This is a genomic window from Mycetocola sp., from assembly GCF_046716805.1.
GTDB lineage: Bacteria > Actinomycetota > Actinomycetes > Actinomycetales > Microbacteriaceae > Mycetocola_A.
On sequence record NZ_JBKJWH010000151.1, the window covers coordinates 1 to 19,417 of the forward strand.

16 protein-coding genes and 2 pseudogenes are annotated in these 19,417 nt (G+C 65.6%); 8 read left to right on the top strand and 10 right to left on the bottom strand.

Annotated features, from left to right (window positions below):
* Positions 1–543: pseudogene (locus tag ACLQ62_RS12335) on the bottom strand (FAD-dependent oxidoreductase); the annotation flags it as partial.
* Between the two features lie 207 nt (positions 544–750).
* Between ACLQ62_RS12335 and ACLQ62_RS12340 the strand changes: the two are divergent.
* Complete coding sequence (locus ACLQ62_RS12340) at positions 751–2,322, top strand: alpha/beta hydrolase domain-containing protein (RefSeq protein WP_411721935.1); 1,572 nt, start codon at positions 751–753, stop codon at positions 2,320–2,322.
* Positions 2,323–2,387: 65 nt separating this feature from the next.
* Here the strand turns inward: ACLQ62_RS12340 and ACLQ62_RS12345 are convergent, their stop codons facing one another.
* Positions 2,388–5,459: a hypothetical protein gene (locus ACLQ62_RS12345; protein ID WP_411721936.1), complete on the bottom strand. Its 3,072-nt coding sequence runs from the start codon at positions 5,457–5,459 to the stop codon at positions 2,388–2,390.
* Between the two features lie 96 nt (positions 5,460–5,555).
* Positions 5,556–6,791 carry an endonuclease/exonuclease/phosphatase family protein gene (locus tag ACLQ62_RS12350; protein ID WP_411721937.1) on the bottom strand — a complete coding sequence of 412 codons (1,236 nt, stop codon included), beginning with the start codon at positions 6,789–6,791 and terminating at the stop codon, positions 5,556–5,558.
* A 145-nt stretch (positions 6,792–6,936) separates the two neighbouring features.
* Between ACLQ62_RS12350 and ACLQ62_RS12355 the strand changes: the two genes are divergently transcribed.
* Positions 6,937–7,194 carry a zinc-ribbon domain-containing protein gene (locus ACLQ62_RS12355; protein ID WP_411721938.1) on the top strand — a complete coding sequence of 86 codons (258 nt, stop codon included), beginning with the start codon at positions 6,937–6,939 and terminating at the stop codon, positions 7,192–7,194.
* 55 nt (positions 7,195–7,249) lie between these two features.
* On the opposite strand, the gene ACLQ62_RS12360 is transcribed toward ACLQ62_RS12355, so the two are convergent.
* From ACLQ62_RS12360 to ACLQ62_RS12385, 6 genes are all read right to left on the bottom strand, one after another.
* On the bottom strand, positions 7,250–8,989 hold the full coding sequence (locus ACLQ62_RS12360; protein ID WP_411721939.1) for a CocE/NonD family hydrolase: 1,740 nt from the start codon (positions 8,987–8,989) through the stop codon (positions 7,250–7,252).
* A complete protein-coding gene (locus tag ACLQ62_RS12365) occupies positions 8,990–9,955 on the bottom strand; it encodes an MBL fold metallo-hydrolase (RefSeq protein WP_411721940.1) in 966 nt (321 codons plus the stop codon).
* Positions 9,952–10,884 (bottom strand): alpha/beta hydrolase, encoded by a 933-nt coding sequence (locus ACLQ62_RS12370; protein WP_411721941.1) that lies wholly within the window; start codon positions 10,882–10,884, stop codon positions 9,952–9,954. Before ACLQ62_RS12370 ends, ACLQ62_RS12365 begins: the two co-directional genes overlap by 4 nt.
* Positions 10,885–10,888: 4 nt before the next feature.
* Positions 10,889–12,010 carry an FAD-dependent monooxygenase gene (locus ACLQ62_RS12375; protein ID WP_411721942.1) on the bottom strand — a complete coding sequence of 374 codons (1,122 nt, stop codon included), beginning with the start codon at positions 12,008–12,010 and terminating at the stop codon, positions 10,889–10,891.
* Positions 12,011–12,073: 63 nt separating this feature from the next.
* A complete protein-coding gene (locus ACLQ62_RS12380) occupies positions 12,074–13,036 on the bottom strand; it encodes a phosphotriesterase (RefSeq protein ID WP_411721943.1) in 963 nt (320 codons plus the stop codon).
* Positions 13,037–13,081: 45 nt separating this feature from the next.
* Entirely contained in the window at positions 13,082–14,047 is a 966-nt protein-coding gene (locus tag ACLQ62_RS12385; RefSeq protein ID WP_411721944.1) for a phosphotriesterase, read from the bottom strand.
* Positions 14,048–14,240: 193 nt separating this feature from the next.
* Here ACLQ62_RS12385 and ACLQ62_RS12390 point away from each other — a divergent pair, with 193 nt between their 5' ends.
* Both ACLQ62_RS12390 and ACLQ62_RS12395 read left to right on the top strand, forming a co-directional pair.
* Positions 14,241–16,127 (top strand): GNAT family N-acetyltransferase, encoded by a 1,887-nt coding sequence (locus tag ACLQ62_RS12390; RefSeq protein ID WP_411721945.1) that lies wholly within the window; start codon positions 14,241–14,243, stop codon positions 16,125–16,127.
* A 74-nt stretch (positions 16,128–16,201) separates the two neighbouring features.
* A complete protein-coding gene (locus ACLQ62_RS12395) occupies positions 16,202–16,447 on the top strand; it encodes a hypothetical protein (protein ID WP_411721946.1) in 246 nt (81 codons plus the stop codon).
* A gap of 36 nt (positions 16,448–16,483) precedes the next feature.
* Here ACLQ62_RS12395 and arfB read toward each other — a convergent pair whose 3' ends face one another.
* The gene (arfB, locus tag ACLQ62_RS12400; RefSeq protein ID WP_411721947.1) at positions 16,484–16,906 is read right to left on the bottom strand and encodes an alternative ribosome rescue aminoacyl-tRNA hydrolase ArfB; all 423 of its coding nucleotides are present in this window, start codon (positions 16,904–16,906) and stop codon (positions 16,484–16,486) included.
* Between the two features lie 105 nt (positions 16,907–17,011).
* On the opposite strand from arfB, the pseudogene ACLQ62_RS12405 reads away from it, so the two are divergent.
* From ACLQ62_RS12405 to ACLQ62_RS12420, 4 genes and pseudogenes are all read left to right on the top strand, one after another.
* Positions 17,012–17,168: pseudogene (locus ACLQ62_RS12405) on the top strand (DNA alkylation repair protein); the annotation flags it as partial.
* A gap of 64 nt (positions 17,169–17,232) precedes the next feature.
* Positions 17,233–17,721, top strand: a complete 489-nt coding sequence (locus tag ACLQ62_RS12410; RefSeq protein WP_411721948.1) for a histidine kinase — start codon at positions 17,233–17,235, stop codon at positions 17,719–17,721.
* Between the two features lie 79 nt (positions 17,722–17,800).
* On the top strand, positions 17,801–18,646 hold the full coding sequence (locus ACLQ62_RS12415) for a DUF4097 family beta strand repeat-containing protein (protein WP_411721949.1): 846 nt from the start codon (positions 17,801–17,803) through the stop codon (positions 18,644–18,646).
* Positions 18,647–18,683: 37 nt separating this feature from the next.
* A partial coding sequence (locus ACLQ62_RS12420) for an ABC transporter ATP-binding protein (protein WP_411721950.1) occupies positions 18,684–19,417 on the top strand: 734 nt, incomplete at its 3' end.

Genomic DNA, 19,417 nt, shown 5'->3' on the forward strand with positions numbered 1-19,417 from the left:
ACACCAGAAAGACCACGGCGTCCGGATGCTGCTGGGCGACTTCGCTGGCCGCCTCGACCCCGGTGAAACCTCCGCCCACGACGACGATTCGCTGGCGGCTGCCCCCGTCCGCGAGAGCATGCGCGGCGGCTTCGGCGGAGGCCAGATCGCCGACGGCGTACGCGTGCTCTGCCGCACCCGGCACGCGGTGCGCCGATGATGAACTGCCGGGGCATAAACCAGGGTGTCGTAGCGGTACTCGCTGAGGCTGTCGATCCCGGAGAGGACCGTGAGGTTTTGAGCGGTCGCGTCGATCCTGACGGCGGTCCCGATCAGCAGGTCGATGTCCGGGTGCAACAGCTCGGTGAGTGGGATCGCGGCAGATTTCCGGCTGCCGGCAACGAGCTCATGCAGACGGATGCGCTCGTAGAACAACGGGCTGGGATTGATGAGTGTGATGGCGGTGCTGGCCGCCTCATCCGGTGTCAACGAAGAACGGAGCCGGTTGGCGCACATCACCCCGGCATAACCGCCGCCGATGATGGCAACGGTCGAAACGGTCATTGTTCCCTCTTCATACTGTCACTCTATGGTTCATACTGTCACTCTATGGGCGATCGGTGCTTTCGAGCATTGACGCCGGCGAACGGCGAGCAGAAACCGGCGGCAGCGAGCCGACGTCGATACAACTCGGTGCAACAGATGGTTGTCCCCCGTTGTGGGCACCAAGCTGGAACGGCAAACGAACACCGTCGTTCCAAGGAGAGACCCATGCACCACCCACTTCGCCGCCCAACGCTCGTCGGCTTGTCACTCGCCTGCGCGGGTGTGCTCGCCCTCACAACGGCCTCGACCGCTGTTGCCGCGCCGAGCCCGGCGACCGATCCGATCATCGCTTCGCTTACCGCCGTGCCGACAGTCGAAGGGCCTGTTGCGCAGGACGCCGACAGCCACCTCTGGTCGAGTATGGAGCACGCCCGCGTCCCCTTCGACGTCGCCGACCGCGGCTATGTCGAAGAGGAGTACTTCCTCTCGGGCACAGCGAACGTCTATGACAACGCCGGCGGCCGGCTCCAGGTCAGCACCGCTGACGTGCCGTACGTCAACAACATCCTGGTTCGGCGCCCGGCGCAGAAGGTCGACTCATCAGGGGTCGTGCTCGTCGACATCCTCAACGCGTCGAATGGTTTCCCCGGCGAAGACCACTGGAGGCGTATGTGGGACTGGGCAATGGAGCAGGGTCACACCGTCATCGGCGTGACGTCGAAACCCATCCAGGTCGACGCCCTGAAGAACTTCGACGCGGAGCGATACGCGGACCTGACCTGGAACGTCACCGACGTCGAGCGGGAGCCGATTATCGCCGACCCGCAGAAACATTCCACATTCAACCCGTTCCTGGTCGTTCCCGGGGCCGAGGAGGGCCTGGCCTGGGACATCCTTACCCAGGTGGGGACGCTGCTCGACGCCAAGGAGGGCCGCGCGGTCCTCGGCGGCCAGAAGGCGAAAACGGTCCTGCTGATGGGCCAGTCGCAGTCAGGCGTGTATCTCAACACCTACGCCAGCAACTTCCACACGGCGGTCACCCGCGCCAACCGGGGCCCCGTCTTCGACGGGTACCTCAACACCGTCGGCGCCGTCCTCGAGCGGCCGCTGCAGCAGTCGCCACAGGGGGGATTCGTCACCGTGCCCGGCTCCGAGCCGGCTCTCGACGTTCCGTTCATCACAGTGACCGCGGAGGGTGACCCTGGCCTCTTCGGTGCCGCAACACTCGCCGCCAAGGACCTCCCCGAGAATCGGCGCCACTGGCAAGTACCGGCGACCCCGCACACCGACCTGCTCTCGCCGGTCATCCCGGCGGACGAGGAAATCTACCAGTCGGGCCGGCTGCCGAACACCGCCGTCCACAACCCGGCGTTCCGCGAGTCGCTCAACCCGTACCCGATCGAACCCACGGTCATCGCTGCTGCCGAGTCGCTCGTGAACTGGAGCAAGCGGAACAAGGATGCTGCGCCGTCGAAGTGGTTCGAGCAGGAGAACGGCGCACTCGCCAGGGATGAGACAGGCAACGTCACCGGCGGAGTCCGCTATGGCCTTCTCGAGCACCCACTCGGCCAGTACCGCGGCGCCGCTGCTCCCGGTGCCGTGTACGGGTCAGTCGACCTGATGTCAGCCGACGAGTTCGCCCGGACCTACGGCACGCGTGAGGCGTACCTCGCGCTGGTTACCCAGGTGGACGCCGTGCAGCTCAGAGCCGGTTACCTCACCGACTACGGCGCCGCGCACTTCCAGAGTGTTGCAAACCAGCTCATGGACCGTATTGGCGTGCCTGCAGCGGGCTGACGAAGTCCCGGGCCGTGTGCCCGGGTCACACTTGGCAGATGAGGCGCCGCCGCTCAGGTGGCGCCTCATTTCTCATCGCGCCGCCGCCTTCGGAAGCACCGCAACCACGCCAGGCGCCAGCCGGAGCGGGTTTCCGGTGGTCGGGAAACGCGCTCCGGTCTGCTGTCGTCCTTCGCCAGCATGGCGATCAGCTCGTCGCGCGCCGTCCGGTACTGCGGGGTCGACAGGTAGTCGTTGTGCTTCGCGACCGCCCAGAGATACGAGCGAGGCGACCGTTCCGTCGCCCCTCGGTCGATCGGGTTCTCATTGAGGCCGTTCGTCTCGTTGCTCCAGAAGCCGGTGACCGGGAAGCCGAGGTAATCGGTTCGCCGCCAGAGGCTTCGCCACCTCGGCCAGATCGGGTTGTCCGGGTCGCCCAGGTTCCCGCCCAGAAGTTCGACGACGGAGTCCGGATCACCCTCCACATGCACCGGTAACGCTGGCGGCCGGTTGTCGGCAATCACCTGTCTCGTCCACGGATCCGAGGCGAGCATCTGAGGTCCAAGCGTTCCGCGCACCCCCAGGACCCTCGGGCCGAACACCTCAGGAAAGAACCGGCTGAAGTATGGGCGCAGTTGCACACCGTGAGTCAGCAGAGCCACCCGCCCGAGCGCCTCGTCTTCATCGTTCCCTTTCATCGCGAGGATTGCGCCGACGGCGATGGTCGCTCCCATCGAGTGGGCGGAGAGAATGACCCTGCCTTCCTGGCCGCCCTCGTCCTTGCCGGGCCCCATCCACCGCTTGATCCTTTTCGTCACCTCAGGAACGGCACGTTCGGCATAACACGGTGGCGCAAACGGATGCCCCGCCCGGGGGAAGAAGCAAATGATGTCCCAGACGAGAGCAAGAGGACGTTCCGCCGAGGTGACGGCGTTGGTCACCACCCCGGCTACTGCCGCCAGCGCGATGAGGCCGATCGCCCATCGCGACCCGGCCAGGAGACCGTCCCAGAACGGTCGGTCCTCGAGGAAATCGCCGACGGACGGGATGGCCAGCGGAATGAGCGCGACGGCGGTGAGGACGGCGAGTACGCCGAGGAGCGGCTCGCCCCGGTGAAGTAGCCCTGCGACTCGGCGAGCGTCCGCGACAGCGCGCAGGCGGCCGCTGGGCCCGTTCTCGCCTGGAGGGTAGTTTTTCTCCCGCACCGTCTGGCGAGGGTACTTGATCTCGTCCCTGCGTGAGCCCGGCGTGACGACGGTCTCCGGTGTCGGAGAGGTCGGAATCTCTGCGTGGTCTGGAACGAGCCGTCCGGTACCTCCAAGATTCTCGGAGATGGGTCCGGGCAGGCTGAAAGCTGGGAAACTGCGCAATGCCGCGCCCACTGTGAGCAATACGAACGCCAGGAAGACGATCAACCCGACAACGAGCATCCCGCTGAAGAGTTCGTGGAACGGCGGTGCAGCGATCGGCGCGGGGATCGGAATCGGCTCAGGGCCTGTCGGGTCGAGCTCGGGTGGGTTGATGAGCCGCCAGCTGTCCCTGACCACGGGTACGTTTGTATCCGCCGTCAGCCAGGCGTGCGTACCCAGGACGAGCAGGCTGGTGATGATGAGGGAAGCCAGCAAGGCCAGCAACAGCATGACCGCCGCTCCATTCCCGCGCCAGCCGGCGTGGCGGCGGGCCTCCCTGACCCGCGCATCGGCAAAGGGCAGATACCCGACAATGATGGCGAGCCCGACCAGTCCGACCGAAATCCACCCCAGGACGGGACGCATTCCGCCGAGATCCGCCGGGGCGAGTCCCCACAGGGCGGATGCGACGCCGAAAGCAATGGTCAGCGGCAACACGAGCCACATCACGAGTCGGCGTCGCCATCGATATCCCCAGGTGAGACTTGCCACCGCGATGAGCGCGCCGCCTGCCGCTATGACCGTTGGTGTGACGGTGAGTCCGCGGAGACTGCGGGCGGCATCCGGAAGCTGCTCCCCCACCGTCGGTGCCCGGGCTACGAGGATCGCCCAGGCCACCCAGGCCACGTATGCCACGGCCGAAAACACCAAAATGGCGGTGGACCAGCCCCGCTTCGATCGGGTGGACCAACTTTTTCCGCTCAGCCCGGCCGCAGCCGCGATCACCGCGGCACCGACGAGCAGTACGGCGGCAACCATCAGCGCGATAAACGGCACAAAATCAGCACCGGTCGTGTCGACGCGCCCCAGGAGCACATCGATGAGATCGGCCCCGGGAACGGAGTCCGGTCCCTCGCCCGGGATGGCGTCCAGCAGCGCGTCTGCTGCCAGAAGCAGAAGGATCAGCGCTATCGCGGCAGCGAAATGGGCTCGCTCGGACGTCTGCCCAACGCGCGAGCGATGCCAGAAACCGGCCGATGAGAGCAGCGCCGGCCGTGGTGGGTCTGCTTCGCTCGCGCCTTCCTGGGGAGGTTCCTCCCCGCTCGACGTCCGCTTCGCATCGTCGTCGAAAGACATCTGCGGGTTGAACATTCCGCGTGCTCGCAGGCTGACCATGTAGATCAGCAGCGTCACCGCGATCGGGGCGATGCTGAACAGCGCCGCTCGAGCGACCGGGCTCCATGCTGCCAGGAAGTCAAGCCAACCGGGCAGCGGCGCGCAGGCGAGATATTCAGGGGTGTCCTCTCCCCTGGTGAAAGCCTGGAAACACTGGAGCCCCATCAGGTGCACGAAAACCGTGAGGAACCCGACGGTGTAGAAGAGCGTCTGCAGGAGCGCGAACACCCGAATAGTGACGGCTCCGTCGCCGCCGGCCCACCACTTGGGCTCTTCGTCTGTCCCTTTGATGTCCCGTCTCGCCCAGTAGGCGAGGTTGCAGAGACCGAACGGGAGCACGAACAGCCACCCGACATGAACCACCGCGCGCCCGATCAGGGCGAAGGCCGAAGCCCCGCTGCGGGCCTGGTTCCCCCACGAATATGCCTCGGCCACAGTCTCCACCACCGGGCTGCTCGGCTCCGGCGACGGAGTCGACGAGGCCACGGAGGGTTTCGGCTTGATTCGCCAGAAGGACCCCTGCTCGTCGCCGTCCTTTCGTTCGACTTCCTCAGTCGTCGTGCAAAGCATGTCTGCTGGCGGCGAATTCGCGATGCCGTGAATCCGCAACTCGAGCACCCGCATGACCGCCATGATCTCGCCTCTCCTCGAGGATGACGCGAGTCTAGAACCGAGGGGCGGCTACACGGAAGCCTTGCCGGGTGGCGTTTCTGTCTTACCGACGGGAATTCAGCCGCGCACCCGCACATCTACCCAGACGAGACGGTGGTCACTGCTGGGGAACGGGAACACCCCGGTCAGCCGCGAGAGCGGGTCAGCCTGGGTTGGCCAGAACACCCCAGCATCGAGCACACGGAGTTTGCGTGAGGGCAGCACATAGTCGGCACGCAGGTTGCCGGGTGCCGTGTCAGCGAAATCGGCGGTGTCATACCGCGGGTCTCCGACGTGCGCGACATTCGCGCCGCCCTGCAAGGCAGCCGCCTCGACCGCGCCATCGGATGCCGGCAACGGGTCGACGATCCGCTTGTGCTCGAGGAGCTGGTTGATCGCCAGATCCACCGAGTCACCGTCGAACGGGTCGGCATTCTGGTCGCCGACGATGACGAACGGTTCGCTCGGCTTCAGTCCGCGCTTCTGGCCGGCGTCATCCACGATGTATTTCGATGTGCCTGGGCTGACGTAGTCGGCCCAGAACCGAATTTCGTCATGGTTGCGCCGGCCGTTGCGGTCTTCGGGGCCGTCGAAGGTCGGCGGCGTGGGGTGTGAAGCGAGCACGTGCACGGTCTTCCGGCCAACCGTCACCGGAACATCCCAGTGCGATTTGCTTGAGAGCCTCACCACCTCGAGTTCATCGGCGGAGAACCAGTCGGCTGGTTCGGGGGTGGCCGGGTCATCCGGCAGCAGCGCCCCAGGCATGTCTTTCCACAAGAAGTTCTGGAACGTTCGCACTTTCTCGGTGACGATGGGGTACTTCGACAGGATGGCCATGCCGTATTGGCCGGCGAATGCGCCGAACCCGAAGGCGTCGTCACCGCCGCCGATCCGGCCGTCGTTGTTCAGGTCGAAACCACTCGGGACACCGGTGTTCGATGGGGCCACATAGGCGTACGGATAATCGACCGGATCCGCTCCGCCTTGCCCGACGGAGAGGTAATTGTCGCGGAACAGATCCGCGGCACGCATGTTCGGCACATAGTCGAACTCGTTGAGCAGGACGATGTCGGGGTCGGCTCGCTGGATCACCTCGGCGACCGTGCGCGCCTGCTGGTCGTCCGGGGTGCTGAGGTCGGCTTCGAGTTCGCCGGCGCTCGCCCGGTTGAGTGACAGGTTATAGGTGGCGACGCGAAGTTCGACCGCCTCGTGCTTTTTCGGTTCCGCCGAAGCGGGGGCGGCGCCGAGCGCCACGGTGATGCTGCCCAGAACGGCAGCGGTGCAGAGGGCGGCGAAAGGGCGTCTCGTGGACATTGGCTCTCCTTGACGGCGAACGGGCGCAGTTGCGGCGGACTGTGTCTCAACCTATGCCTCCGAAGTGACCACAGGAAGAACGTCACATGACCGATGTCTGCGCAAGCCCCTCTTGCTCCAGCGCCATGGTTCATACACTCGACGGATGTTTCTCATCTTCGGCACGACGTTGCGAGACCGGATCCTCGTCGTCGTCAGATTCGTCTGCGAGTACTGCCGCACCGACGCCTCCCAGGACGTCGTCGAGAGCGCGACGAAGGTATCGCTCTTCTTCATCCCGTTGTTCACCGTCTCGCGGCGCTACTTCGTCGTGTGTTCGAACTGCGGCGGCGCGACGGCTCTGACCAAGGAGCAGGCGACGAACGGCATCGAATGGGCAGCGCGCAACCGTCAGGTGACATGACGCCGGCGGGCCGTGAGATTCGGGATGTCCGAACGCCACGGCCCGGCGGTTCGAATCAGTTCGCCTGAGCTTCTGCTATTCCCCGCGTCGTGAACGGCAGGACAAGTCGTGAGTGGTGAGCGGCGTCACGGTAGATCTTGTGGGTGACAGGTCGGCCCACCGGCAGGTGGAAGGCATCCGGCGGCAGTAGCGAGTTGTGCTCGTCAGCCAGCGGCTCACCATTCGACAGTTCCACCGTCAGGACGTGGCCAGGCTTGAACGTGTTCGCGAACGGGTAAAGACGCAGAACGTACTCCTCGATCTTCCCCGGCTCCACTGGCACTGCGCGGGTGTGCGGATGGTACGGGTTCCCCTCTGTGGTGCGCTCGTCGAGCTCGCGGTGCGACGCCTTGAGGTAGCCGGTGGTGATCAGCTGGCGCTTCCCGTTCGGAGCGGTGTCCCAGAGGCGCAGGATGAAATTGGTGTCGATCTGGTCGATCTCCGCGAAAATGTGGGCGGCACCGGCGCCGATCATCTCCGTGTCTTCCTCGAACGGCGCCGTGCTCCAGTTGATGATTTCCACCTTGTCGGTCACCGTCAACGGTGCCTGGTAAAAGCCATCAGGCGCGGCGTATTCCACCCCCATCGGCTCGGGCTCCGGGGAGAGCTTGTGGCGCGGGCGCAGGTACAGAGAGCGGTATTCAACGTCCTTCGGTGGCCACTGTTCGGCGGTGACGAGCTCGCGGGATCCTTCCACGAACACGCTGACGGCCGGCTCGTCCATCACACCGTTGTCGATGCCCTTGATCCAGTAGTCGTACCAGCGGAACATCTTGTCGTGTTCCTCGACGAAAGGCCGCGACTGCATGGGCGGGTATGGGCCGATGTCCAGTTTCTTCGGACCCTTGAGTTCGTGGAACAGCTCGATCGTTCCGTCCAGGGTCCAGCCACGACCCTGGTCGAGCTGCAGGTAGACCGGGATGTCGATGTTCGGCGCGAGCGTGATCGGGTTGCGTTCCTCGTACCATTCGCCGTCGACCTCGTTCATCACAATGTCGAACCAGGCCTCATGGTTCTTGGGATAGTTCAACACGTGCACCAGGTTCGGCCAGGCCCGGACGTCGGGATCCTCGAGCCGCTGGGCGACGAGCTTCTTCAGCTCCTCCGGTGAATGCTTCTCAATCATCCGGGATTTCACGCCGTCGGTGAACGCCCAGCCGGAGTCGCCGCCACGGCCTTCGCGGGCAGCGCGCGGCATGAACCACATGACACCGCCGTGGTATGTGGTCTCATAAAAGTCGTAGTGACCGCCGCTGACAAAGATCGCCTTCAGGTGCGGCGGGCGTTCGGCCGCGGCCAGCACCTGCATCGAACCGAAATACGAGATCCCGACCATGCCGACGTTGCCGTCGCACCAGGGCTGCGCGGCAACCCACTCGATGAAGTCGTAGGCGTCCTGGCCGAGCGAAACGCCGCCGGCGTTGTAGTTGCCGATGTGTTCGCCACCGGAGGCGCCTGATCCGCGGAGGTCTCCGATGACGTGGGCGTAGTCCTCCTTGACGATGCGGGCGATGTCACCGGCCTCGATGCAGCCATCCCACATCGGACTTGGACGACGCTGCGGCGGCGTCGTCAGGGCGAGCGCCTGCAACTCCTTGCCATACGGGCTCAGCGCGACCAGCGCCGGCCGGGGCTTGTCCTCAGAACCGGAATAGACATCCGCGGCGAGTTCGACACCGTCCCGCATCGGAACCCGAAGGTCCTTGAGGATGGAAATGGTCTCGCCACCGGCGTTCCACGTGATTGCGTCAGCCATTCAGCGTCGCTCCTTCTCATTCGAAAGTCCCTGTTCGAACTGCTTCGCGTAGCCGTTCAGTGTCGTGAAGAACGGCGACGGCTCGAGGGTAGGGTCGCCCGTGTAACCAAGCTCCTCGGCGACGCCGGCAAACGGCGAGTACGCAGACTCCGTCGTCTGGAGTCCATCGTGCAGACATCGACGGGCGGCGTCAGCGACCTGAGCCTCGATGTCCAGGCTCTCTCGAAGAGCCTCCTGCGCGACATCGCGGTCGAGACCGGTCCCGATCCCGTATGCCTCACCGTTCGCTCGGCGGTACGGATGCCCCAGGTACAGTCGCTCCGGACGGACCGTGTCACGCAGGTACTCCAGACTCGCCCGATAGGCGGTTGGGTCCTCATAGCCGGGAAAGCCATTGGCGGCCCCATGGGCCTGGACGGCGTCGCCGACGAACACGTCGTTCTGTCCGTCGACGACATAGGCGACGGACCCCGCCGTGTGCCCCGGGATGGAGTGCACCGAAACGGTGACATCTCCGCCAAGGGACAGCGTCTCGCCGCCCCTGACCAGCACGGTTGGCTCGAGCTCCCCGGAGATCACAGCTTCGGCCGCGGCCACCCGCCTGGCTTCACCTTCGGGGTCGTTCAGGTAGGTGCCGCGCCCGCCAAGGTACTCGTCGACGTGGGCACGCCGCGACCGCAGCAGGTGTGCGTCGGCCTCGTGAATGACGACTGTCGCGCGCCGCCCCGTCAGCTCCCAGAGGGCATGCGCCCCGCCGAGGTGATCGATGTGACCGTGGGTCAGCAGGATCCAGCGCACGTCCTCGATCCGGCGCCCGAGCGCTTCGAGAGCGGATGCCATGGCATCAGGCGACGAGGCGATCCCGGTGTCGACGATGGCCGGCTCGGGCGCGTCGATGTAGAAGCTGTACAGGTGAAACCGACCCCATGGCGAGGCCAGAGGGTGGACCGGCACGCTCGGCGTCATCGTGCCTGCTTCCGGTTCAGGAACTCGCCCGTTTCAGCGAACGCCCGATAGAACTCCGGGAGCCAGGAGAAGTGTTGAACGAAGCCGTGGTTGGCTCCGTCGTAGCGGCTGACCGTCGCTTCGACCCCGGCATCTGCGAGGCGCGCTCCGTAGAGTTCGCCCTCATCGCGGAGGGGGTCGTGTTCGGCAGTGAGAATGAGGGCTGCGGGCAGCCCGGCGAGGTTCTCGCGCTTGATCGGCGAGACGAGTGGATCTGCCGGGTCCGCCCCGCCGTCGAGGTAGAACGCGTTGAACGGCTTCAGGCCTGCCGTCTCAAGCCCGTACCCCTCGGCGTTCTCCCGCAGGGAGGCATAGCGGTCGACGTCGAAGTCGAGGTCGAGGGACGGGTAGAACATCACCTGGTGGGTGATGCGATCGAATCCGTCATCGTGGGCTCGTGCGGCGACCGCGGCGACAAAGGTGCCGCCCGAACTGTCCCCAGCGAGAGCGAGGTTCTCGCTGTCCCAGCCCAGGCTTTCGCCCTGGTCGACGGCCCAGCGGACCACCCCGTAGCAGTCGTCCAGACCGGCCGGAAAGCCCGCTTCGGGTGCCAGGCGGTAGCCGACCGAGATCACCTTGTAGCCCGTTTCCTTGGCGAGTGCCCGCGCGACGTGGTCGTGGGTGTCGAGACTGCCGAGGAAGAACGCGCCGCCGTGGAAGTAGACCAGCAGGCCGTAGGTGTCCGCCTCGACCGGGGTGTAGATCCGCACGGGAACGTCGCCGTCGGCCGTCGCAGCGGTTCGGTCCTCGACCCGGTGGAGCGGAAGCCGGTCCTCGAGCGGGGGCACCTGCGCGGCCTCGCCCGCGCGCATGGCCGCAGGGTTTAGCGGAGAACCGTCTGGCGCCGGAAGAGTACTGAGAATTTTCGCGATCTCGGGGTGGATCGTCATGGTGCTACCTCTGGTCCTGCGAGACGGGCTTCTGGCCGGGGAAGACGTCGTTGAGTTCGTCTTCGGACCAGCCCTGACGGGAGATGCGCTGCAGCTCGTCCGTCACCGGTTTGCGGGTTGCCTGGAACAGGGCAAGCGCCTCGCGAACGGAGTCCGCCTCCGAGAGGGCGTCCGCGATGGCACCGGCGTCCATGATCGCCGAGTTCGCGCCCTGGCCCTGGTGGTGCAGCATGGAGTGGGCGGCGTCGCCGAGCAGCACGACCGAGTCGGTGTGCCACGTGTCGACCGGGTCGATGTCGTACACCGCACGGATGCTGACGGTGTCCAGGTCGAGACCACGCGCCATGTTGACGATCCGCTCGTCGAAGCCCTCCACAGTGGCAACGAGGTCCTCCTTCGTGACGGTCGGCGCCCACGTGCCATCCGGGTTCAGGGCGGTGATGTCGAACGACAGCTGGTTGCGGTGACGCAGCGGCAGCAGGTACACCTTCGTGCCCTTGCCGATGTACATCCGGAGGTTGTCATCGACGACCATCCCGAATGCGTCGTCAGCGGAAATCACCGCGCGGTAGGCATGCTCGCCGGAGAACACCGGGCCCTTGTCGCTGAACAGCTGCTGCCGCACCGCCGACTTGATGCCGTCGGCACCGATGACCAGGTCGGCCTCGACCCTCTCGCCGTTGGTGAACGTGAGGGCGGCGCGGTCGCCCCGGTCCTCGACGGTCTCGAGTTTGTGCCCGAGCTTCACCATGCCCTCGGGAAGAACGCTGAGGAGAGCGTCGATGAAGTCGCCGCGGTGGATGAGGTGGGTTTTGGTGTTCTCGGTGTCGCCTGGGATCTCCGGCCACGCTTCCTTCATGATCGGGTCGCCGGTGGCCGTGAGGATCTCGAAGTAGTCGCTCGGCGAGCTCACCGCTGCGATCGCGTCGAAGCTGCCCCACTGGCGGAACCGGTCCATGGTCGAAGGGCGCAGGCCGATACCGGCGCCGACCTCCCGGATCTGGGTCGCCTGTTCGTACACGGTGACGTCAGCACCGAGCAGGCTCAGTGCTTTCGCCGCGGCAGCGCCGCCGTATCCCGCGCCGACGATGGCGATGGTGAGGTTCTTGATTTCCGAAGCCTTCATGGATTCATTCTCTTTCTGGACCCAGGGCGTGCCTGGGAGAACGTGGGTTGGTGTGGTCTGTGATCAGGCGCGGATCGACAGGAAGTCTGCCGGGTTCTCGACGAAGATTTTGTGGATGGTTGCCTCGTCGAGCCCGGACGTGCGCAGGTCGGGGATGAGGTCCTCAAAAATGTAGTTCACGGTGTGTCCCTTGACTCCCGGCCATCCCAGCGGGCTGCAGTTGGCGTCGGCGCCGGCGAGTGCGAGGTCGAGGTGCCCAGCGCCGAGGAAGCGGAGGAAGTGGTCGAGGCGTTCCTGGCGGGGGCGTGCCCAGAACGGCGGGTCCTCCAGTTCCGTCTCGTAGCCGAAGGTGTCGAAGCCGACCCGACCGCCTTGCTCGGCGATCCAGGTGTCGCGGGTCTTGTCGGCATTCACACCGTCATCCACATGACCGAAGAGCACGCGGTCCAGGGGAAGCCCCTCTTCCTGGAAGATCGAGATCGCGTTCTCGGCGTCGATCGCGAGGTGGGTCAGAACCGGCACCCCGGTGTAGACGGATGCACGCGCAGCGGCTCGGTAGATGCGCTTGTCGAGGTCTGTCATCTTTCCACCGCGGCTCACACCGACCTTGATGACGCCGGCGCGGCTACCGGTGTTGCCGATCCCGACCGTGATTTCGTGGATGAAGACCTTGGCGAGGTAGTCGACGCTGGCGCGAGCGAAGTGCGCCAACGCGGTGTCACCGCCGACGAAGCCGGTGCAGGCGACGATGTGCACCCCGGTCTTGGCGGACAGGGACTTGTAGTAGGCGATGTCGCGGCCGTTGCAGATCCCTGTCGCATCGACGAAGGTGCCGCCGCCGTACTCGTGGAAGGCGCGGAGTTTCGGCACCGTCTCTTCGTACCGCTGTTCAGGGGTCTTCCACCACCTGCTGTCCAGCTCGCTGCCGGGCATCCCGTATCCGATGTGCTCGTGGATTGCCACGAGTCCTAATTCTTCTGCTGGGATCGTCCCCAGCACCGTGTTCACCTTTGACAACACACTCACCTCACGAAATTTCAAGAGCTTCTTGGTCGATCGTCTGTCCGGTGCTCACCGCACGGAGAGCAGATCGCGTGGATTGTCCACCAGAATGCGCCGGGCGTCGTCCTCGCTGAGACCCTGCGACGTGAGGAAGGGCACGAACGTCGAGACGACGTGGCTGAACGGGAGGTCGTAGTCCGGTTGTCCCTTCGCGACGCCGATCGCGTTGCTCGAGAGGAGAATCTGGGCACCGTGGCCGGCTTCGACGAGCTCGAGAACGAGGGCAGCGCGCTCGCGGTCGTTCACGTACTCGCCGTCATCGTCCAGTCCGACATGGTCCAGTCCGACGAACGCTCCTCGGCGGGCCACCTCGAGCGCAGCACCGGCCGAGGCGGCGGTGCGGTCGAGTCCTCCGACGAGCACCCGGTCTGCCGGCAGCGACTCGCTGAGGACGATGTCGAGGTCGTGGAGCGGGTCGGCGCCGAAACGAATGGATACCGGGATCCCGGTGTTCAGGGCGGTTCGAGCGGCGCCAATGAACAGGCTTTCCTCTGTCGGAGTCATGCCGGTGCGGTCAGCTGTGGTGGTGACGAGCCCAGCGGAGCCACGCCTCTCGACGCGCGGCACCACCATGCCTTCGGTGACCTCCTGAGTGAAGAGGTCGGCGAATTTCTCGGCAGGCCACGGTGTCGGCGGGTTGGTCTGCGGGGTCAGGAAGTAGCCGCCGAGCGTCTCCTCCGGGCCCATGCCGGTTGAGGCGACGATGTGCACGCCGGTTGTGCGCGACAACGCCTCATACAAATTCAGGTCGCGACCGTGGAACATGCCGGTGCTGTCCACGATCGTCGTGCCGCCGTGCTCGCGAAAGTCCCTCAGCTTCGCCGCGAGGATTGCGAAGATCTCCGCACGATCCATGGTGATGTCTGGGGCGTACTGGGCACCGGGGACCACTGAGAGCAGAGCTTCGTGCACAGCAACCACGCCCAGTTCTTCAGCGGGGATGGGGCCCAGGACGGTGTTAACGATGCCGCTCAAGATGATCCTCTCCATCGAGTAGCCCGCACTCGTCGAGCGCAGTTTGTACATCCTGCCACTGGCTTTACAGCCTGTCAAGTGAGTGGGCTTAACATCATCGACCGGAGAGATCCCCGATGCGACGGCCGGGCATACCCCGGTGCAGGTTCTTCTTGCGGCCGCTTGAACGGCGTGTCGTTCTAGCATGGACCGCATGCACAGCTCACTGCCGAGAAGCACACCGTCCGCGCACGCCGTCGATGCGCGCGGAATCGCCGCTTTCCTCGACGCCCTGGAGGACGCTCCGAGCATCGAACCGCACAGCCTGATGATGCTGCGCGACGGCCATGTGATCGCGGAGGGATGGTGGGCGCCGTACACCGCCGACCGCGTACACCTGCTGTACTCCCTCAGCAAGAGCTTTACGTCCACCGCCGTCGCCTTCGCTGTTCACGAAGGGCTGCTGAGTCTGGACGACACCGTTCTCAGCCACTTCCCGGAGCTCGACCAAGAGATCACCGATGCACGCAGTCGCCGGATGCGGATCCGGCACCTGCTGGCCATGGCGAGCGGGCATCGGGAGGAAACGCTGCAGCGAGCGCTCGACCTCGACCCGTCCGACCTGGTGCGCGGCTTTCTGCTGTTGCCGCTCGACGATGAACCAGGAACCGTGTTCGCCTACAACCAGCCATGCACCTACACGCTCTCCGTTATCGTGCAGCGCGTCAGCGGCTTCTCACTGACCGACTACCTGCGCCGGCGGCTGTTCGATCCCCTCGGAATAGACGACGTGGGCTGGATCCGCGATTCCACCGGTCACGAACTCGGTTTCAGCGGCCTGCACGCGCAGACGGAAGCCATCGCGTCGCTCGGCCAGCTCTACCTGCAGCGCGGCGAATGGGAAGGCCGGCAGCTGTTGCCAGCCGCCTGGTTCGACGACGCAACGCGATCGCATGTGTCGAACGGTTCGGACCCCGCCTCCGACTGGGAGCAGGGGTACGGGTTCCAGTTCTGGATGGCGCGGCACGGGTACCGCGGAGACGGCGCCTACGGCCAGTTCTGTGTGGTGCTGCCCGATCTCGGTGTCGTTCTGGCGATGACCGGTCAGAGCGAAGACATGCAAGGCGTCCTTGACCTCGCTTGGGAGCACCTGCTGCCGTCGATCGGCCGACCGGGCGATGCTCGAGGTGGGAAGGAAGCGGATGCGGCGCTCGCCGCACGACTGGCATCCCTCGCCCTCTCCCCCATTCCCACCGGCCGTATCGACGACCCGGTGGACGGCGGGTCATTCGGCCCCTCACCAGACAACGCCCTCCCCCGCCTGACCCGCATCGACGTCGCCCCCGGCCAGGACGCCGACTCCGTGACTCTCACCCTTCAGGAGGGGGAGAGCCGCCTGGAGGTCGCGGCTCGCTTCGGCGGCTGGAGCACCAATGATGCGACGGCGGCGAGCGCGGGCTGGGAGCAAGGCGGCTCGCAATTGTCGGTCGATGTGATCTTCCTCGAGACGCCCCACCGCCTGCATCTCAGACTGGACCGGCCCAGCTCCACGTTCACCGCTCGCTGGGAGACGGAGCATCTTCACGATCCACCATTGAGCTCGATGCGCAAGCCGAACCACGTGCCCCGCGTCACCGTACGCGCGATGGACGAGACGGAGTTCGACGGGTGGCAGCAGGCGATTGCGCACGAGTACGCCGAGGACCAGATCGCGGCAGGCAACTGGGACCGGGAGACCGCGCTGGAGCGCGCGCTGGCCGGAAACGCACAATTGCTGCCGCAAGGGCTGCACACCCCGCGGATGATTCTCGTCCGGGCGATCCGGGGTGATGGCGAACCCGTCGGACGAGCCTGGGTGGGACTCGATCACCCTCGCGGCGCGCCCGACACCGCCTTCCTCTATGACATCCTCATTGACGAGGCGCACCGAGGGCTCGGCTTGGGCAAGGCGCTGCTGGCTGAAGTGGAGAACCTTGTCGTCGAAAACGGGGTCGGCGCACTGGAACTGAATGTTTTCGGTCACAATGCGACGGCAGTGGCCCTGTACGAACGGACCGGCTACGCAGTGACGACCCAGCAGATGCGCAAACGGCTCAACTGACAGAAGCTGAGGCGGGCTTAGCTGAGGCCGATCAGTGAGCGGAGGGCGTCCATGCCCTGGGAGGCCGAGAGGATATGCCACCATCCACTGAGCAGGCCGGCGGCAACGACGACGGCACCTTCGAACCGGACCTGCAGAACGACGGTGTCGCCGGTGACCTGCTGATCCAGCGGATCTTCGAGAACCCGGCTGACGGCATGGAAGGCGTTCAGGCCGCGATCGATATCGCCGACGATCAGTTCTGGGGCCAACAGCTGCTCAACCAGGGTGGAGCCCTTCCGGGAACGGAGGGGCTCCGTTCACGCTCACCGGCGTCCTGAGGTCGAAGACGCCACCAGCGCGTGGGCAATTCCCGGCTACTCGGCGGACGGCTTCCGTCGTTGCCGTTTGGTCGCAGACCGTTGTTCCTTCGCGGCGAGACGTCGCCGGTCCGAGCCCCTCGTCGGCTTGGTCGGACGCCGACGAGGTCCATCGGGCGCAAGCCCCGTGCTCACGACCTTGGCAAGCTTGCGACGGGCGATCTCACGGTTGCGCAGCTGTGAGCGTTCCTCGGAGGCCGCAACGGTGATGACTCCCGAGACGAGGCGACGCCCGAGTCGCGCGAGCAGCCTCTGCCGCTGATCGTCGGAGAGCGTTGTGGAGTCGACGACGTTCCAGGTGAGTTCCACACGACTGTCCGAAGTATTGACGTGCTGGCCGCCGGGACCCGACGAACGGGAGAACCGCCAGCTGAGTTCGGATGCCGGAATGGTGAGTGTGGGTGACACCTCCAGATCCATGGGTCAAGGGTTGCACGATTTGGCGCCGGCCGGACTTTCGCCCATCACGATGGCTATTGCGTTAGTCATCAATCACCCCGGTGTCACGTCGGCGATCATCGGGCCGCTCAGATCGGAATCGAACACGCCGAGTATCGCGATCGCGCCGTAGACATCGGAGAACGTCTGGAAGCTCAAGGATTACCCGACTCCCCCGAACTGCACCTCTCCGTTTGCGCCCATCTGGATCGCCGAAACGGTGAACAGGCAGCCCATCGCGTAGACGCATCGGCACGATGACACCATAATCTCTTGACATGACACCAGCGTGGTGTCACCATGGTGGCATGGAACTTGGACCGTACGTCAGCGACCTTCAGCGACAGTTAGTGGATGCCGCTGAGAACGGCTCGGACGAGTCGCGTGCCGTTGCCGAGCGTCTCGCCGCAGGGCTTGACGCTGCGACACGGCTCGTCCTGCTCGAAGCCCTGTCTGCTGCGGCTGGGGAGATCACCCGTGACCTCGCACCAGGCGCGGTCGACCTACGGCTGCGCGGACGTGAGGTCGAGTTCGTCGTGACCCAGTCGACCATCGAGACGGACACTGACGACCGCCCCGCCGCGGCGCTCGACCTCGACGACGCGAGTACCTCGCGTACGACGCTTCGCCTGCCGGACGCGCTCAAAGCGCGGGTGGACGAGGCTGCCGCAGCCGACGGTCTCTCTGTCAACACCTGGCTGGTCCGTGCGGTTGCGGCCGCACTCCAGCCTAAACAACGTCGATCTGCTCAGCGCACGCTGCGCACCGGCGACAACTTCGCCGGCTGGGCGCGCTAAGCCGCCCAGCCGACAACATCCACAGCCTCGCGGACCCGCAGGGCCGGTCGAACACGCCCACAGAAAGGGAAGCATCAGCATGCCCACTTTCAACACTCCGAACCCCATCGACCTTGCCATCAACGTGCCGGTCGGTGCGATCGACATCACCGCAGGCGACCGCTCCGACACGGTTGTGACGGTCTCCCCCACCAACCCGGCGAAGGCCGTCGACCGCCGAGGCGCGGACGAGACCAGGGTCGACTTCGACGGCCAGCGGCTTACGATCACCGGGCCGAAGCCTCGGATCAGCTGGATCGGTCCGACCGAGTCCGTCGACGTGACGGTCGAGCTTCCAGCGGGGTCTCGGTTCACCGCCGAAATCTCGGTCGGCGGCTTGCGCACAGTCGGCCGCCTCGGAGCCACCCGCATCAAGGCGGCGACCGGTGCCGTGGATGTCGACAGCGTCGGCGACCTGTGGATGCGCGCTGGGCACGGCAATGCGACGGTGGGCAGCGCTGAGGGCGCCGTGGAGATCACGGCGGACCACGGCCAGATCAGGATCGGGACGGTCACCGGTGACGCGATCCTCAAGTCGTCGCACGGCAGCATTCGGGTGGATCACTCCGGCGGCGACCTTGAGGCCAAGCTCTCCTACGGCGACCTCGAGATCACGAGGGCCCTCGCCTCCGTCACGGCGAAGACCGCGTACGGCAGCATCCAGCTTCGAGAGGTCTCAAACGGTTCCATCCAGGTCGAGAGCGGCTTCGGCGGAATCGGTATCGGTGTGCGGCCTGGCGTCCCCGCATGGCTCGACCTGTCATCGAAGGAAGGGCGCGTGCGGAATGAGCTCGACGGCGACCGCGCGCCCGACGCATCAGAGCAGACGGTCGCCGTTCGTGCACGGACTCAGTTCGGTGACATCAGTATCCAGCGCGCGCGATGAGCACGGGCGACCTCAAGCAAGAAGGGAACGACACGAAATGAATACCCCGGCAATCGACGTCCGCGGACTGCAGAAGTCCTACGGCGACAAGGTCGTGTTGAACGACGTCGACCTCACCGTTCGCGCAGGCACCGTCACCGCGCTGCTCGGCCCGAACGGCGCCGGCAAGACGACGACCGTGCACATTCTCAGCACCCTGGTGCGCCCAGACGGCGGAACGGCACTCGTGAACGGATGCGACGTTGTGCGCGACCCGGACGGCGCCCGCGCTTCGATCGGCCTCACAGGACAGTTCTCCGCGGTCGACGGCCTTCTCACCGGCGAGGAAAACCTTTTGCTGATGGCCCGGCTGCGCCATCTCGGGCCAAAGCGCTCGAAGGCTCGCGCGGCCGAGCTGCTCGAGCAATTCGAGCTTGTCGAGGCCGCCCGCAAGCCGCTCGCCACATATTCGGGAGGGATGCGGCGTCGCCTTGACCTCGCCATGACACTCGTCTCAACCCCCGGCGTGATATTTCTCGACGAGCCCACCACAGGCCTCGACCCGCGCAGCCGCCACACCATGTGGGACATCGTGCGCGGCCTCGTCGCGGAGGGCACGACCGTACTGCTCACCACCCAGCACCTCGATGAGGCAGACGAGCTCGCGGACCGGATCGCGGTTCTCGACGGCGGCCGCATCGTCGCCGAAGGGACGCCGGACGAACTCAAGCGACTCGTGCCAGGTGGGCACATCCAACTCACATTCGCGGATGCTGCAACGCTAGAGGCGGC